This window comes from Streptomyces scabiei 87.22 (assembly GCF_000091305.1).
Taxonomy (GTDB): domain Bacteria; phylum Actinomycetota; class Actinomycetes; order Streptomycetales; family Streptomycetaceae; genus Streptomyces; species Streptomyces scabiei.
Map to the genome: position 1 here is coordinate 5,350,406 of NC_013929.1, position 14,670 is coordinate 5,365,075.

Below are 14,670 nucleotides of genomic sequence, written 5' to 3' on the forward strand. Positions count from 1 at the left end.
CCAAGATCGGTCGCCCGCGTACGGGAGAATCGAGCCACTTGGACATCACCACGGGGAGGAACCGTGTCCGGATTCGTAGAAAAGCCCGAGCCGATCCAGGTTCCGGGCCTGGTGCACCTGCACACCGGCAAGGTGCGCGAGCTGTACCAGAACGAGGCGGGCGACCTCGTGATGGTCGCCAGCGACCGAACGTCCGCGTTCGACTGGGTGCTGCCGACGGAGATCCCCGACAAGGGGCGCGTCCTGACGGAGCTGTCCCTCTGGTGGTTCGACCAGCTCGCCGACCTGGTCCCCAACCACGTCCTGAGCACCGAACTCCCGCCGGGCGCCCCCGCCGACTGGGCGGGCCGCACGCTCGTCTGCAAGTCGCTGAAGATGGTCCCGGTGGAGGCGGTGGCCCGTGGCTACCTCACCGGCTCGGGCCTGCTGGAGTACAACGACTCCCGCACGGTCTGCGGCCTCGCCCTCCCCGAGGGCCTGGTCGACGGCTCGGAGCTGCCGGCGCCGATCTTCACCCCGGCCACCAAGGCCGCCGTCGGCGAGCACGACGAGAACGTGTCGTACGAGGAGGTCGCCCGCCAGGTCGGCGCCGAGACCGCCGCCCAGCTGCGCCAGACGACCCTCGCCGTGTACGGCCGCGCCCGGGACATCGCCCGGGACCGGGGCATCATCCTGGCCGACACCAAGTTCGAGTTCGGCTACGAGGGCGACACCCTCGTCCTCGCCGACGAGGTTCTCACCCCGGACTCGTCCCGCTTCTGGCCGGCCGACCTGTGGGAGCCGGGCCACGCCCAGCCGTCCTTCGACAAGCAGTTCGTCCGCGACTGGCTGACCTCGGACGCCTCCGGCTGGGACCGCAGGAGCGAGCAGCCCCCGCCGCCGCTGCCCGAGGAGATCGTCGCCGCGACCCGCGCCAAGTACGTGGAGGCGTACGAGCGGCTGACGGGCGTCACCTGGAGCTGATCCGCGAGGCCGAGGCCACCCGCCTCGGCCTCGCCCACGGCCGTGGCGTGGGCGGAACGAAGAAGACCCCGGTCCACTGGACCGGGGTCTTCTGTCACGAGCGGACGACCAGGTTCGAACTGGCGACCTCAACCTTGGCAAGGTTGCGCTCTACCAACTGAGCTACGTCCGCGTTGCGCCGTGGCGCGAGCACCACTATACCCAACCTCGCTCCCGTGCGAGACGCACTGCCGCGTGCCGGTTCTCCACCCCCAGCTTGGACACCGCCGACGACAGATAGTTCCGGACCGTGCCCTGGGACAGCGCGGCCCGCTCGGCGATCTCCGCGACGGGCGCCCCGTCGGCCGCGAGTTCGAGCACCTCGGCCTCCCGCGCCGTCAGCGGGGAATCGCCGGAGGAGATGGCGTCCGCGGCCAACTCCGGGTCCACGTAGCGGTTCCCCGCGTGCACGGTCCGGATGATCTCCGCGAGCCGCTGCGCGCTGACGGTCTTGGGGACGAACCCGCGCACACCCGCGGCGAGTGCCCGCTTCAGATGCCCCGGCCGTCCGTGCCCGGTGACGATCAGCACCCGGCAGTCCGGCAGTTCGGCCCGCAGCGATGTGGCGACCCTCACACCGTCCGCCCCCGGCATCTGCAGGTCGAGCACGGCGACGTCGGGCTCGTGCGCCCGGGCCATGGCCAGCGCCTCCGGCCCGCTCGCCGCCTCCGCGATCACGGTCAGGTCGTCCTCCAGCGACAGCAGCGCGGCCAGCGCACCACGGATCAGATGCTCGTCGTCGGCCAGCAGCAGCCGCACAGGCCGCCCCGCGCCCGCCGGTGCTCCGGCGGCGCCGGTCATGACGCGCCCCCGGCCACGGCCGCGGCGGACGAACCCCGGGCGGCCGTGCCGGACACCGCGGCCGACTCCGCCCCCGGGGCCGAGGGGGCCCACGGACCGGCCGGGCCCAGCGGCACCCGCGCCACCACGCGGAACGCCTCCCCGCCCACCGGCCCCGCCTCCAGCGTCCCGTCCACGACCGCCAGCCGCTCCCGCAGCCCCGCGAGCCCGGACCCGGCGCCGACGGGACGGCCGGCGTCCGCCTGCGCACTCGCCGTCCGCATTCCGTCGTTCTCCACGGTCAGTACCACCTGCCCCTCGGTCACCTTCAGCATCACCGCGCACCGCACGGCGTTCCCGTGCCGGAGCACGTTCGTCGTTCCTTCCCGCACCACCCAGGCGAGCGCGGACTGCACCTCGCCGGGCAGCCCGGCGGCCTCGGCACCGTCCACCGTGCAGTCGATGCCGGCCGCCGCCAGCACACCCTGCGCCCCGGCCAGTTCGACCCCGAGGTCGGCCTCCCGGTATCCCCGGACGACCTCCCGCACCTCGCGCTGCGAGTCGTGCGCGATCCGCTGGACCTCGATCATCTGCTCGACGGCCTCGGGCCGTTCCCGGCGGGCCAGCTGGACGGCCAGCTCGCTCTTGAGGGCGATGACCGCGAGGTTGCGGCCGATCACGTCGTGCAGGTCGCGCCCGAAGCGGAGGCGCTCCTCGGCGACGGCGAGCCGGGCGCGGGTCTCTCGGGCGTCGGCGAGCTCGTAGACGGCGTCGAGGAGCCAGACGGAGAAGACGGCCGTGAAGGCGAGGGCCCCACCGCTGATCACCACGACCATCGACGCGATCAGCGCGTCGGCCACCGGGGCACGCAGCAGGAGGAGCAGCAGCGCGGAACCGGCCGCGAAGCCGCCGACGATTCCCAGGACCTGCCTCCGGCCGCGGATGCCGAGCGTCACGTTACCGACGCCGAAGACCACCACGATGCCGAAGATGCCGGCATTGTCGGCGACGTCCCCCGTCACGCCGTGGTCGGCGATCACGAAGGTGAGGACGGCGATCAGCGCGGTCACGCCGGTGAGGACCCACAGCAGCCGTACGGGCTGGGCCCGTCGGCCGCGCGTCCAGTCGAGCGCCCGGGACGCGGTCACCGCACAGGTCGCGGCGTGCGCGCTCACCAGGAGCAGCAGCAGCCAGCCGGCCGGCCGCCCCGGCCCCACCTCGGCGAAGGCGGGCAGTCCGGCCGCGAGGAGCTCGATCCCCGCGAACATGTGGAACGACCACCGTGTGTACGTCTCCACCTTCGCCGGTGTGCTCTTCACCCGCCACCAGGTCCCCGGCCCCCGCATGGCTCAACTCCCCTCATCGGCGCGGTTCCCAGCGGAACCACCGTCGTACAGCAAACACCGCGATCACGGTCCAGGCCAGCGCGGTGGCGACGGCGCCCAGGGCGTCGTACGCGGACAGGTCACCGGTCCAGCCGCCGCGCACCAGCGTGATGACCGGGGTGAGCGGCAGCAGTTCGAGGAAGGAGGCCAGGCGGTCCGGCAGCACTTCGAGCGGCACGGTGATGCCGGACCCGAGCAGCGACACGAACAGCAGCGGCAGGCTGGTGACCTGCGCGCTCTCGGCGGTCCGGCTGAAGCTCGCGGTGACCGCCGCCAGCGCCACGCAGAGCACGACACCCAGCAGCACCCCCAGCACGGCCAGGTGCGGCGCGGCAGGGGCCTTCATGTCCAGCAGGACCGTGCATCCGATCGCGACAACCACGCACTGCGCGAGCGCGATGCCGGCGGCGGGCAGTGCGGCCCCCACCAGGATCTCCGGGTCGCGCAGTTCGCCGGTCCGCAGCCGCTTCAGGACGAGTTCCTCGCGGCGTACGACGAAGATGCTGGTCAGTGCGGTGTAGACCGCGAAGAGCAGCGAGAAGCCGACGGCGGCGGTGAGCATGACCGTTCCGACGTCCAGTCCCGCCTCGCCGAGGTCCATCTGGTCCGTCGCCGTGCGCACGCTGAGCGGCATCAGCAGCGGTACGAACAGCGCCGTGAACAGCGTGGCCCGGCTCCGCCCCAGCAGCGTCAGCTCGGCGCGGGCGAGCGCGGTCATCCGCCCCTTGAGGGTCGTCGTCCCGGCCGTGCCGACCGGCGCCGCGCCCGCGCCCGTACCGGCCGTCCCCGTACCCGTACCCGTACCGTTGTTCGTACCCGTCGTCGTTCTCATACCGCCACCCCGCCCTTGTGCGTTCCCTCGCCCGCGGGCGATCCCATGTCCGTACGTGCCCCGGCGCCCGCCCGCGCCGCCTCCGCCGTCTCCCGCGCGATCCGCAGGAACGCCTCCTCCAGCGAGGCCGACCGCACCTCCAGCCGGCGCAGTTCGATCCGCGACCGTTCGGCCCACAGCAGCAGCCCGGTGGCCGCCCGCTGGAGTTCGTTCGTGCGCAGCACCACCACGCGGTCGTGCTCCTCGTGCCCGGTGACGCCCAGTTCGCCGAGCGGCGGCAGGTCGCCGAGGAAGTACCCGGCGGGCAGTTCGAAGGAGATGCGGGACGGCTGCGAGGCGGTCACCTCGGCCGGGGTGCCGGTGACGGCGACGGTGCCCTCGTGGAGGATGGCGAGCCGGTCGGCCAGGTCCTCGGCCTCCTCCAGGTAGTGCGTGGTGAGCAGGACGGTCGTTCCCCCGTCCCGCAGCTCCCGCACCAGTTCCCAGGTGTCCTGGCGGCCCTCCGCGTCGAGCCCGGTCGTCGGCTCGTCCAGGAAGAGCACCTCGGGGCGCCCGAGGAGCGCGAGCGCCAGGTCCAGGCGCCGCTTCTCGCCCCCGGACAACTGCTTGACCCGGACGCCGGCCCGCCGTCCGAGGCCGACGATCTCCAGCGCCTCCCCGACGGGCCGCGCCCCGCTGGTGCAGCCGGCCCACATCCGTACCGTCTCCGCGACGGTCAGCTCGGAGGGGAAGCCGCCTTCCTGGAGCATCACCCCGATCCGGGGGCGCACGGCCGCGCGCTCCCCGTAGGGGTCGCGCCCGAGGACCCGTACCCGGCCGCCGGACGGCGGGGCGAGCCCTTCCAGGATCTCGACCGTCGATGTCTTGCCGGCGCCGTTGGTGCCCAGGAGCGCGAAGAGTTCGCCCCGGCCGACGGAGAAGGTGATTCCCCGTACGGCTTCGAAGCCGCCCCCGTACACACGGCGCAGGTCGGTGACCTCGATCACGTTCTCGTGATCGTGAGTGTTCACGTCGTCGTGCCCGTTCGTCTTCATGTCCTCAAGCGTCGCGGTGGCACGGGCCGCGGAGCAGTGCGCGGTGTCATCACTCGGCATGACAAATGTCAGACGCGGGACCGGGATACGAGGAAGAGCGGAGGACGGCCATGAAGAACACGAGGAACGCGAGGAACACGACGGAACACGAGGGAACACGAAGAAGGCCCCGGTCCAGTGGACCGGGGCCTTCTTTCACGAGCGGACGACCAGGTTCGAACTGGCGACCTCAACCTTGGCAAGGTTGCGCTCTACCAACTGAGCTACGTCCGCATTGCCTCCGATCGGCTCCCACCGATCGGCGCGAGGACCACTTTACCTGATCCACAAGAGTGGTCGGTCAAGCGATCCAGAGCGGGTGACAGGAATTGCACACTGCGCCTTCCCCCTGGAAGGGGGATGTTCTACTACTGAACTACACCCGCGTGACTCCGGTGAGCCGGGCCTTTCGGCCTTGCCCCTCGGCGTGCTCCAGACTCTAGCCGATCCGCCGGGGGGCAACGCAAGTCGGTTGCCCCCGGGGGCCAAGTCGGCCGCCTCCGGGGCCCGCTGACGGGTCCTGAGGGCGGCCGTGCCGGGAGCGGCGCCTACTGCGCCTCGGCGAACGCCTCGTAGACCCGCTTGGGGATCCGGCCGCGCGCGGGGACCTCCAGCTTGTTGGCCTGGGCCCAGGCGCGGACGGCCGCGGGGTCCGGGGCGACCTGGGTCTGCTTGTAGGCCTTGCCCGACCTCGACCGCTTGCGGCCGGCGTCCACGTAGGGCGCGAGCGCCTTACGCAGTTTCCTGGCATTGGCTTCGTTCAGGTCGATCTCGTACGACTTGCCGTCGAGTCCGAAGGCGATCGTTTCCGCCGCTTCCGAGCCGTCGATGTCGTCGGAGAGAGTGACCACGACACGCTGCGCCACGAATATCGGTCCCTTCGTGCGACATCTCCGTCGTTGACGTGCCCAGACGTCAGCAAGATGTCGGTTGTCCGGCTGTTATTTGGGCAAATTATCGCTATTGCCAATTCATTTGTACAGTGCCCGGCATTGCAATGTGAGGACAGACTTAATCCGCCCGCGTGTCCCTCGCGCAATAGGGATCCTGGATCTTTCCCAGAAGTTTTCATGAGGGTGATCACCCGATACCGGATCGTGACCGCCGTCACCCGGAATCCCTGTAGTTTCCTACGAATCTACCCGCGTAGAAATTTTGTACGGGTAGTCTGAAGGAACCTGCTCAGCACCACACACCGGGAGTGCCAGTGGCACGCGTCGTAGTCGACGTCATGCTCAAGCCGGAGATCCTCGACCCCCAGGGCCAGGCGGTGCAGCGCGCGCTGCCGCGTCTCGGTTTCGAGGGCGTCTCCGACGTACGTCAGGGAAAGCGATTCGAACTGGAAGTTGACGGACCGGTGGACGACGCCGCGCTCGCCCGCATCCACGAGCTGGCGGAATCCTTCCTCGCCAACACCGTGATCGAGGACTTCACCGTCAAGGTCGAGGAAGTCGCGGAGGCCGGAAAGTGACCGCTCGTATTGGCGTCGTCACCTTTCCCGGCAGCCTCGACGACCGGGACACCCAGCGTGCGATCAGGCTCGCCGGTGCCGAACCCGTCGCTCTCTGGCACAAGGACAAGGACCTCCACCAGGTCGACGCCGTGGTGCTGTGCGGCGGTTTTTCCTACGGCGACTACCTGCGCGCCGGCGCCATCGCGCGCTTCTCGCCGGTGATGGGGACGCTCATCGAGCAGGCGAAGGCCGGACTGCCGGTCCTCGGCATCTGCAACGGCTTCCAGATCCTCACCGAGGCCCACCTCCTGCCGGGCACGATGCTGCGCAACGACCACCTGCACTTCATCTGCCGCGACCAGAAGCTGCGGGTGGAGAACGCCGAGACCTCCTGGACCACCGACTACACGGCCGGCCAGGAGATCCACATCCCGCTGAAGAACAACGACGGGCAGTACGTCGCCGACGCGTACACGCTCGACAAGCTGGAGGCCGAGGGCCGTGTGGCCTTCCGGTACCTCGACTTCAACCCCAACGGCTCCCAGCGGGACATCGCCGGCGTCACCAACGAGGCCGGCAACGTGGTGGGCCTCATGCCGCACCCGGAGCACGCCGTGGAGCCGCTGATCGGCACCGGCCGCACCGACGGCCTCCCCTTCTTCACCTCGATCCTCAAGAAGCTGGTCAACGCATGAGCCGGACGCCTCTGGACACGGTCGAGCACGCGGCCGCGACCCCCGACGTCGAGCTGCCCTGGGCCGAACTGGGCCTGAAGAAGGACGAGTACGAGAGGGTCGTGGAGATCCTCGGCCGCCGCCCCACCGGCGCGGAGCTGGCCATGTACTCCGTCATGTGGTCCGAGCACTGCTCGTACAAGTCGTCCAAGGTGCACCTGCGCCAGTTCGGTGAGAAGGCGCCCCAGTCGGACGCCCTCCTCGTCGGCATCGGCGAGAACGCCGGCGTCGTCGACGTCGGCCAGGGCTACGCGGTCACCTTCAAGGTCGAGTCGCACAACCACCCCTCCTACGTCGAGCCCTACCAGGGCGCGGCCACGGGCGTCGGCGGCATCGTCCGCGACATCATCGCGATGGGCGCCCGCCCGGTCGCGGTCGTCGACCCGCTGCGCTTCGGCGCGGCCGATCACCCCGACACCAAGCGCGTCCTGCCGGGCGTCGTCGCGGGCATCGGCGGCTACGGCAACTGCCTCGGCCTGCCCAACATCGGCGGCGAGGTCGTCTTCGACGCCTGCTACCAGGGCAACCCGCTGGTCAACGCCGGCGCCATCGGCGTCATGCGGCACGAGGACATCCACCTCGCGAAGGCCTCCGGCTCGGGCAACAAGGTCATCCTCTACGGGGCCCGCACCGGCGGCGACGGCATCGGCGGCGCCTCCATCCTGGCCTCCGAGACCTTCGACGACGCCAAGCCCTCCAAGCGCCCCGCGGTGCAGGTCGGCGACCCCTTCCAGGAGAAGCTCCTCATCGAGTGCACCCTGGAGGCGTTCAAGGAGAAGCTGGTCGTCGGCATCCAGGACCTCGGCGCGGCGGGCCTGTCCTGCGCCACGTCCGAGCTGGCGTCCAACGGCTCCGGCGGCATGCGCGTCACCCTCGACGACGTCCCCCTGCGCGACTCCACGCTCTCGCCCGAGGAAATCCTCATGAGCGAGTCGCAGGAACGCATGTGCGCGGTCGTGGAGCCGGAGAAGGTCGACCGGTTCCTGGAGATCTGCGACAAGTGGGACGTCATCGCCACCGTCATCGGTGAGGTCACCGACGGTGACCGGCTGGAGATCTTCTGGCACGGCGGCAAGATCGTCGACGTCGACCCGCGCACGGTCGCGCACGACGGCCCGGTGTACGAGCGCCCCTACGCCCGCCCCGAGTGGCAGGACGCCCTCCAGGCGGACGACGCGAACAAGCTCCCGCGCCCTGAGACGTCCGAGGAGCTGAAGGACCAGGTCCTGAAGCTGGTGGCGTCCCCGAACCAGGCGTCGAAGTCCTGGATCACCTCGCAGTACGACCACTTCGTGCAGGGCAACACGGTGCTCGCGCAGCCCGAGGACTCCGGCATGATCCGCGTCGACGAGGAGAGCGGCCTGGGCGTCGCCATCGCGACCGACGGCAACGGCCGCTACGCCAAGCTGGACCCGTACCACGGCGCCCAGCTGGCCCTGGCGGAGGCGTACCGCAACGTCGCCACCACCGGCGCCAAGCCGCTGGCCGTCTCCGACTGCCTCAACTTCGGCTCCCCGGAGGACCCGGCGGTCATGTGGCAGTTCGCCGAGGCCGTACGGGGTCTCGCGGACGGCTGCCTGCAGCTGGGCACCCCGGTGACCGGCGGCAACGTCTCGCTCTACAACCAGACGGGCGAGGTGGCCATCCACCCCACCCCCGTCGTCGCGGTCCTGGGCGTCATCGACGACGTCGCCCGCCGCACCCCCGTCGCCTTCCAGGAAGAGGGCCAGCTCCTCTACCTGCTCGGCGACACCCGTGAGGAGTTCGGCGGCTCGGCCTGGTCCCAGGTCGTCCACGACCACCTCGGCGGCCTGCCCCCGCAGGTCGACCTGGAGCGCGAGCGCCTGCTGGCCGAGATCCTGATCTCCGCCTCCCGCGACGGCATGATCGACTCCGCGCACGACCTCTCCGACGGCGGCCTGGTCCAGGCGGTCGTGGAGTCGGCGCTGCTCGGCGGCAAGGGCGCCCGCCTGATCGTCCCGGACGGTCTGGACGCCTTCACCTTCCTCCTCTCGGAGTCGGCCGGCCGCGCCGTCGTGGCCGTCCCCCGCTCCGAGGAACTCCGCTTCACCGACATGTGCGGCGCGCGCGGCCTCCCGGCCACCCGCATCGGCGTCGTCGACGGCGACGCGGTGGAGCTCCAGGGCGAGTTCACGCTCTCCCTGGAAGAGCTGCGCACGGCCCACGAGGGCACGATCCCGGCGCTGCTGGCGTAGTCCCCCGCACGACGGAGCCCCGCCCGGATCGGTACGTCCGGGCGGGGCTTCCCCGCGTTCGGGCGGGTCAGCGGACGTAGGCCCCGAGGATCTCCGTGTCGAGTTCGGTACCGACCGGTTCGGGGAGGGACACCCTCTCGCCGAACGCCGCCGTGCGCACCTCGCGGTACCCGCCGACCAGCGGGTCGGGGCGGCTGTGCACGACGACCGTGCGGGAGCCCCGGTCGATCAGCAGGTACAGCGGGATCCCGGACCGCCCGTAGACGGCCGGCTTCTCCTGCCGGTCCCACCGGTCGGTGTCTGCGTCGTAGGGGGTGACCTCGACGACCATGAGCACCCCGTCGGGGTCGGCCCACTCGCCGTGCCCCGCGAAGTGCGCCTCGGGCACGAGCACCGCGTCCGGTCTCGCCCTGCCCTCCCCGGACACGTCGACCCGGAGCCTCTGGCCCCGGTACAGGTCCAGATCGGGCCTCGACCGCATACAGCGCCGGGCCAGCCAGGCCACGACGGTGCCCCGGCTCCCGTCCGCCGCCCTCTTCACGCCGAGCCGTCCGTCGATGAACTCCAGCGTGACGGTCTCGGGAGCGGCGGAGGCGATCGCCTCGAACTCCTCCACCGACATCTGGGACGTGCGCTCGGCTCCGGCCCTCATGGCGCCCCCTTCCAGGTGAGGGTCAGTGTCACCGGGGTCCGGACGCCGCCGGGGGCACTTCGCCGTCGACCACACTGTCGAGTGACCGGGAGTCCCCGCAGGCGCGGCCACATACGCTCGTCCCATGCCCCCCGCCAGGAAACGCCCCCGCACGTACGACCCCGCCAAGACCCGCAAGGCCGTGCTGGCCCAGTTCGGGAACGTACGGGAGGCGGTGGGCGCCCTCGGCGGCGAGCAGCTCGCGGCGCCGACCCGGCTCGGCGCGTGGACGGTCCGGGACCTGGCCGCGCACCTCACCATGGCCGTGGAGAGCGTCAGCCGGGCCCTGGAGCGGCCCTCGCCGCCGAAGGCCGAGCTGAACCCCCTCGACTACGCTTCCGCGACCGCCGCCCACGCCGAGGCGATCGACGAGGGCAGCCGGGGCCTGGCCGCGGCCACCCCTGACCTCGCCGCCCTCTACGCGGACGTGGAGCGCCGGATCACCGAGGCGCTCGCCGCCGCCCCGCCGGGCCGGATCATCGACACCCGGGCCGGCGGCATGCTGCTCGACGACTACCTGGTCACCCGCACGATCGAGCTGGTCGTCCACACCGACGACCTGAACGCCGCCGTCCCCGGCCTCGACGTTCCGTACGACCGGACCGCCCTCGGCACCTGCGTCCGGCTGCTCGCCGACACCCTGGCCGCGCGGGCGCCCGGCGGCTCGACGGAGGTGCGGATCCCGCCGTACGCCGTGGTGCAGTGCCTGGAGGGGCCGCGGCACACCCGGGGCACCCCGCCGAACGTCGTCGAGACCGACCCGCTGACGTGGATCCGGCTGGCCACCGGCCGCCTGGACTGGACCGGCGCCCTGGACGAGGCCAAGGTCGGCGCGAGCGGCGAGCGGGCCGACCTGAGCACGCTCCTGCCCCTCATGCGCTGATCCGGGCCACGGAACCCGGTGGAACCACCCACGCATCCCACCCGTCCCACCGCCATGGACAAGCGACTGCGACTGACCCTCACCGCCCTGGCCGTGCTTCCGCTGCCCCTGCTCGCGGCCTGTGGCTCCGAGTCCGCCGGCGACCCCGGCAGCGGCGCCGTCGACGCGAGCACCAAGAAGTCCTCGGTCACCGGCGTCCGCTGGAAGGTGGACAGCCTCACCGTGGGCGGGAAGACCGAGCAGGCCCCCGACGGCGCCTACCTGACGATCGCCGACAACGGCAAGGTCGACGGCAACTACGGCTGCAACACCTTCGGCTCGACCGCCGCGTTCAAGAAGGACGGCATCGACTTCGAGAACGCCCGGTCCACCGAGATGGCCTGCGGCGACGCGCTCATGAAGTTCGAGAACACCTTCGCGCGCACCCTCGATGCCGGAACGTTCACGCCCCAGACCACCGACGGCGGTCTCACCCTCACCACGGGTGACGGCGACACCCTGAAGCTGACGAAGGAGAAGCCCGCCGCGCTGTACGGCACGAAGTGGCGGGTCGACTCCCTCATGGACCACGACGTCGCCACCTCCCTCCCCGAGGCGGCCCGGGGCAAGGCGTGGTTCACCCTCGACAAGGAGGCCGGGACCCTCAGCGCGAGCGTCGGCTGCAACGACATCTCCGCGAAGGCCACGGTGAGCGAGGACCGCATCACTCTCGGCAGTCCGCGGACCACCCGCAAGATGTGCTCCGACTCACTCATGGCCGCCGAGCGGAGCTTCCTGGAGCTCTTCAAGGGCACGGTGAAGTATCGGATCGATCACCGCAGTATCACGCTGACCAGCGAAAACGACGCGGGCATCGGTGCCGTCGCCGACAAGTGACGTGCGAAGGGCCGTAGTCGGGGGCGAGGGCGGGCGGGATCACCGGATTCGGACCGGTGCGCGATCTCGCCTACACTCGGTGGCGTGCCACGTGGTGACGGACGACTCAACCACGACCTTCTCCCCGGCGAGAAAGGCCCCCAGGACGCGTGTGGCGTCTTCGGTGTCTGGGCTCCCGGTGAAGAGGTCGCGAAGCTCACTTACTTCGGGCTCTACGCCCTCCAGCATCGGGGCCAGGAATCCGCGGGTATCGCGGTCAGCAACGGCTCCCAGATCCTCGTCTTCAAGGACATGGGCCTCGTTTCCCAGGTCTTCGACGAGACCTCGCTCGGTTCTCTCCAGGGTCACATCGCGGTCGGTCACGCCCGCTACTCGACCACCGGTGCCTCGGTGTGGGAGAACGCCCAGCCGACGTTCCGTGCCACCGCGCACGGTTCCATCGCGCTCGGCCACAACGGCAACCTGGTCAACACGGCCCAGCTCGCCGAGATGGTCGCCGACCTGCCCAAGCAGGAGGGCCGTACGCCCCGCGTCGCGGCCACCAACGACACCGACCTGCTCACCGCGCTCCTCGCGGCCCAGGTCGACGAGGACGGCAAGGCGCTGACCGTCGAGGAGGCCGCCCCGAAGGTCCTCCCGCAGGTCCGCGGTGCCTTCTCCCTGGTCTTCATGAACGAGCACACCCTGTACGCCGCCCGTGACCCGCAGGGCATCCGCCCGCTGGTCCTCGGCCGGCTGGAGCGCGGCTGGGTCGTCGCCTCCGAGGGTGCCGCCCTCGACATCTGCGGCGCGAGCTTCGTCCGCGAGATCGAGCCGGGCGAGTTCATCGCCATCGACGAGAACGGCCTGCGCAGCTCCCGGTTCGCGGAAGCGAAGCCCAAGGGCTGTGTCTTCGAGTACGTCTACCTGGCCCGCCCGGACACCGACATCGCCGGCCGGAACGTGTACCTCTCCCGCGTGGAGATGGGCCGCAAGCTGGCCAAGGAAGCGCCCGTCGAGGCCGACCTGGTCATAGCGACCCCGGAGTCCGGCACCCCGGCCGCCATCGGCTACGCGGAGGCCTCGGGCATCCCGTTCGGTGCGGGTCTGGTGAAGAACGCCTACGTCGGACGTACGTTCATCCAGCCCTCGCAGACGATCCGCCAGCTCGGCATCCGTCTGAAGCTGAACCCGCTGAAGGAAGTCATCAAGGGCAAGCGCCTGGTGGTCGTCGACGACTCGATCGTCCGCGGCAACACCCAGCGCGCGCTGGTCCGGATGCTCCGCGAGGCGGGCGCGGCCGAGGTCCACATCCGGATCTCCTCGCCGCCCGTGAAGTGGCCCTGCTTCTTCGGCATCGACTTCGCGACCCGCGCCGAACTCATCGCCAACGGCATGACGATCGACGAGATCGGCACCTCGCTCGGCGCCGACTCCCTGGCGTACATCTCCCTCGACGGCATGATCGAGGCGACCACCATCGCCAAGCCGAACCTCTGCCGTGCCTGCTTCGACGGCGAGTACCCGATGGAGCTGCCGGACCCGGAACTGCTCGGCAAGCGGCTCCTGGAGACCGAGCTGGCCGCCGGACCGGCCGCCACGGCCGCGACCGACGCGATCCGTCGCCCGTAAGCCCGTCCCACCTGCAGTACGACACGAAAGTTCTCACCGTCATGTCTGAGACAACTGGTGCCAGCTACGCAGCCGCGGGCGTCGACATCGAGGCGGGCGACCGCGCCGTCGAGCTGATGAAGGAGTGGGTGAAGAAGACGCAGCGCCCCGAGGTCCTCGGTGGCCTCGGCGGCTTCGCCGGCCTCTTCGACGCCTCGGCCCTCAAGCGCTACGAGCGCCCGCTGCTCGCCTCCGCCACGGACGGCGTCGGCACGAAGGTCGACATCGCCCGGCAGCTCGGCGTGTACGACACCATCGGCCACGACCTGGTCGCGATGGTGATGGACGACATCGTGGTCTGCGGCGCCGAACCGCTGTTCATGACCGACTACATCTGCGTCGGCAAGGTCCACCCGGAGCGGGTCGCCGCCATCGTCAAGGGCATCGCCGAGGGCTGTGTGCTCGCCGGCTGCGCCCTCGTCGGCGGCGAGACCGCCGAGCACCCCGGTCTGCTCGGCCCGGACGACTTCGACGTGGCCGGTGCCGGCACGGGCGTGGTCGAGGCGGAGCACCTGCTCGGCCCGGATCGTATCCGTACGGGTGACGCGGTGATCGCCATGGCGGCCTCCGGCCTTCACTCGAACGGGTACTCGCTCGTCCGGCATGTCCTGCTGAAGCAGGCGGGTCTCTCCCTGGATGCCGAGATCGCGGAGCTGGGCCGCACCCTCGGCGCGGAGCTGCTGGAGCCCACCAAGATCTACTCGCTGGACTGTCTGGCCCTCACCCGCACCACCGAGGTCCACGCCTTCAGCCATGTCACCGGCGGTGGTCTGGCGGCCAACCTGGCCCGGGTGATCCCCGACGCCCTGCACGCCACGGTCGACCGCTCCACCTGGACCCCGGCCCCGATCTTCGACCTCGTCGGCAGGACCGGCCAGGTCGAGCGCCTGGAGCTGGAGAAGACCCTGAACATGGGCGTGGGCATGATCGCCATCGTCCCCCAGGAGTCCGCGGACGTGGCCCTGACGGCCCTGGCGGACCGGGGTGTCGACGCCTGGGTGGCAGGCGAGATCACCGACCGAGCCGACCACACGACCGGCGCGGAACTGGTGGGCGACTACGCGCGCGGCTGAACAGCACCAAGCCCCTGATGGC

Annotated in this window: 14 protein-coding genes and 3 tRNA genes; 8 read left to right on the forward strand and 9 right to left on the reverse strand. The window is 70.8% G+C overall.

Going from position 1 to position 14,670, the window contains the following annotated elements; all coding sequences use genetic code 11:
• Positions 1 to 63 precede the first annotated feature (63 nt).
• A complete protein-coding gene (locus tag SCAB_RS22720) occupies positions 64 to 963 on the forward strand; it encodes a phosphoribosylaminoimidazolesuccinocarboxamide synthase (protein ID WP_013002417.1) in 900 nt (299 codons plus the stop codon).
• A gap of 99 nt (positions 964 to 1,062) precedes the next feature.
• Here SCAB_RS22720 and SCAB_RS22725 read toward each other — a convergent pair.
• The 8 genes from SCAB_RS22725 to SCAB_RS22760 form a co-directional block, all read right to left on the reverse strand.
• Positions 1,063 to 1,135 (reverse strand) — tRNA-Gly (locus SCAB_RS22725).
• Positions 1,136 to 1,158: 23 nt separating this feature from the next.
• The gene (locus SCAB_RS22730) at positions 1,159 to 1,803 is read right to left on the reverse strand and encodes a response regulator transcription factor (RefSeq protein ID WP_046773944.1); all 645 of its coding nucleotides are present in this window, start codon (positions 1,801 to 1,803) and stop codon (positions 1,159 to 1,161) included.
• Entirely contained in the window at positions 1,800 to 3,128 is a 1,329-nt protein-coding gene (locus SCAB_RS22735) for a sensor histidine kinase (RefSeq protein WP_013002419.1), read from the reverse strand. The genes SCAB_RS22730 and SCAB_RS22735 overlap by 4 nt, the downstream gene beginning before the upstream one ends.
• Before the next feature lie 13 nt (positions 3,129 to 3,141).
• Positions 3,142 to 3,999: an ABC transporter permease gene (locus tag SCAB_RS22740; protein ID WP_078580170.1), complete on the reverse strand. Its 858-nt coding sequence runs from the start codon at positions 3,997 to 3,999 to the stop codon at positions 3,142 to 3,144.
• Entirely contained in the window at positions 3,996 to 5,033 is a 1,038-nt protein-coding gene (locus SCAB_RS22745) for an ABC transporter ATP-binding protein (RefSeq protein WP_037725915.1), read from the reverse strand. Before SCAB_RS22745 ends, SCAB_RS22740 begins: the two co-directional genes overlap by 4 nt.
• A 200-nt stretch (positions 5,034 to 5,233) precedes the next feature.
• Positions 5,234 to 5,306 (reverse strand) — tRNA-Gly (locus tag SCAB_RS22750).
• An 80-nt stretch (positions 5,307 to 5,386) separates the two neighbouring features.
• Positions 5,387 to 5,458: transfer RNA gene (locus SCAB_RS22755), tRNA-Gly, on the reverse strand.
• Positions 5,459 to 5,620: 162 nt separating this feature from the next.
• Positions 5,621 to 5,938, reverse strand: coding sequence for a histone-like nucleoid-structuring protein Lsr2 (locus SCAB_RS22760; RefSeq protein ID WP_013002422.1), 318 nt, complete (start codon positions 5,936 to 5,938; stop codon positions 5,621 to 5,623).
• A gap of 341 nt (positions 5,939 to 6,279) precedes the next feature.
• Between SCAB_RS22760 and purS the strand changes: the two genes are divergently transcribed.
• From purS to purL, 3 genes are read left to right on the forward strand one after another with little or no spacing between them, the layout of a single operon-like run.
• Positions 6,280 to 6,543, forward strand: a complete 264-nt coding sequence (purS, locus tag SCAB_RS22765) for a phosphoribosylformylglycinamidine synthase subunit PurS (protein ID WP_005482678.1) — start codon at positions 6,280 to 6,282, stop codon at positions 6,541 to 6,543.
• Positions 6,540 to 7,220, forward strand: coding sequence for a phosphoribosylformylglycinamidine synthase subunit PurQ (purQ, locus tag SCAB_RS22770; RefSeq protein WP_005482676.1), 681 nt, complete (start codon positions 6,540 to 6,542; stop codon positions 7,218 to 7,220). Before purS ends, purQ begins: the two co-directional genes overlap by 4 nt.
• A complete protein-coding gene (purL, locus tag SCAB_RS22775; RefSeq protein WP_037725912.1) occupies positions 7,217 to 9,475 on the forward strand; it encodes a phosphoribosylformylglycinamidine synthase subunit PurL in 2,259 nt (752 codons plus the stop codon). The genes purQ and purL overlap by 4 nt, the downstream gene beginning before the upstream one ends.
• A gap of 67 nt (positions 9,476 to 9,542) precedes the next feature.
• On the opposite strand, the gene SCAB_RS22780 is transcribed toward purL, so the two are convergent.
• Positions 9,543 to 10,127 (reverse strand): Uma2 family endonuclease, encoded by a 585-nt coding sequence (locus SCAB_RS22780; protein WP_013002425.1) that lies wholly within the window; start codon positions 10,125 to 10,127, stop codon positions 9,543 to 9,545.
• A gap of 124 nt (positions 10,128 to 10,251) precedes the next feature.
• Here SCAB_RS22780 and SCAB_RS22785 point away from each other — a divergent pair, with 124 nt between their 5' ends.
• The 4 genes from SCAB_RS22785 to purM all read left to right on the forward strand — a co-directional run bounded on the left by SCAB_RS22785 (position 10,252) and on the right by purM (position 14,648).
• Positions 10,252 to 11,049 carry a maleylpyruvate isomerase family mycothiol-dependent enzyme gene (locus tag SCAB_RS22785; RefSeq protein WP_041669502.1) on the forward strand — a complete coding sequence of 266 codons (798 nt, stop codon included), beginning with the start codon at positions 10,252 to 10,254 and terminating at the stop codon, positions 11,047 to 11,049.
• Positions 11,050 to 11,067: 18 nt separating this feature from the next.
• Positions 11,068 to 11,925: an META domain-containing protein gene (locus SCAB_RS22790; RefSeq protein WP_374195901.1), complete on the forward strand. Its 858-nt coding sequence runs from the start codon at positions 11,068 to 11,070 to the stop codon at positions 11,923 to 11,925.
• An 84-nt stretch (positions 11,926 to 12,009) separates the two neighbouring features.
• Positions 12,010 to 13,536 (forward strand): amidophosphoribosyltransferase, encoded by a 1,527-nt coding sequence (gene purF / locus SCAB_RS22795; RefSeq protein ID WP_013002428.1) that lies wholly within the window; start codon positions 12,010 to 12,012, stop codon positions 13,534 to 13,536.
• Positions 13,537 to 13,577: 41 nt separating this feature from the next.
• Positions 13,578 to 14,648, forward strand: a complete 1,071-nt coding sequence (gene purM, locus SCAB_RS22800) for a phosphoribosylformylglycinamidine cyclo-ligase (RefSeq protein ID WP_013002429.1) — start codon at positions 13,578 to 13,580, stop codon at positions 14,646 to 14,648.
• Positions 14,649 to 14,670: the final 22 nt, after the last annotated feature.